At 69.2% G+C, this 1,266-nt stretch carries 1 protein-coding gene; it reads left to right on the top strand.

From position 1 onward, the window contains the following. Positions 1-954 (top strand): AAA family ATPase (locus ACT6Y9_RS11000; RefSeq protein WP_443744560.1); only part of this gene is annotated, 954 nt, incomplete at its 5' end. Between the last annotated feature and the right edge of the window lie 312 nt (positions 955-1,266).

Below are 1,266 nucleotides of genomic sequence, written 5' to 3'. Positions count from 1 at the left end.
CCGCCCGACGTCCGCCGCCGCATCGCCGCGCGGGCGCTCGAAGGCCTCGTGAGCGGGGAGCTCCTCGACCGGATCGCCGCGGCCGAAGGTGCGGCGCCCGCGGTCGTGACCCGTGCGGCCGAGGCGCTCCGGCGGCTCGAGCTCCAGACCGAAAAGGCGCGCGACGACGCGGCAGCGTCCCTCATCAACGGGACGCTGCGCGTGCAGGGACTTCGAGGGCTCCCGAAGTCCGCAGCGACGCTGCCCGCGGTATATGACGCGGCGTTCGTGAACGCCGACGCGGACCTGGGGGCGGTCCGTGATGGGCTCGCCCGGGCGGGCCGCGGGCGGCTCTGCCTCTACGGACCGCCCGGGACGGGAAAGTCGGCCTGCGTCCGGTGGCTCGCCCGCGAACTCGGGCGACCGCTCGTTCTGAAGCGCGCGAGCGACCTCCTCGACCGCTACGTCGGCGGGACCGAAGAAAACATCGCCGGCGCCTTCTGCGAGGCCGAGGAGGCGGGTGCGGTGCTTCTCATCGACGAGGCCGATTCGTTCCTCCTCGACCGCTCCGGGAACAGTCACTCCTGGGAGACCACCGCGGTGAACGAGATGCTCACGCAGATCGAGGCCTTCGACGGGATCTTCTGCGCGACGACCAACTTGGTTGAGACGCTCGACCGCGCGGCGCTCCGCCGCTTCGACCTCAAGGTGAAGTTCGACTACCTTGCGCCCGCGCAGGCGCAGGCGCTCGCCCGCCGGCACCTCGAGGCCCTCGGTCTTCCCGCACCGAGCGACCCCGACGGGTTCGCGCGGCGGATCGGCCGGCTCGAGCGCCTCACGCCGGGCGACTTCGACGCCGTCCTCCGATGCTCCCTGATGAAGCCCGTACGCACGGCCGAAGAGCTGATCAGTCGCCTCGAGGAGGAGTGCGCCCTGAAGACCGCCGGACGGAGCGCGAGGCGGATCGGGTTCTGACGGAGCGGGAGCGGTGCGCGGGAAAGCGTGGTGAGGCGCCCTTTCATGGAACGGCTTGAACGGCGCCTAGGTGTTTCTACCTAACCTTCTTTTGTCGTAGCGGCCCTGAGGAGGTGTTGGCTAAAATTTCCAACAGGAACAAGCCTTATCACAAAGCGCGGCGTCGACCGCGCAGGGCTTCTTCCCGCGCGCCCGCTCCCGACCCACAAGTCCTCCGCCTTGAAGAGAGGACGCATCTGAGAGCGGCCGCCCCAAGCCATCCATCTCAAAGGACCCCAACATGCTGGATGCAATCATCACCCGGCGGGATTT

This window comes from Sutterella sp., assembly GCF_052272535.1.
Lineage (GTDB): Bacteria > Pseudomonadota > Gammaproteobacteria > Burkholderiales > Burkholderiaceae_F > Sutterella.
Note: the sequence above shows the minus strand (reverse complement) of the source record. Positions and strands in the feature narration are given on the sequence as shown.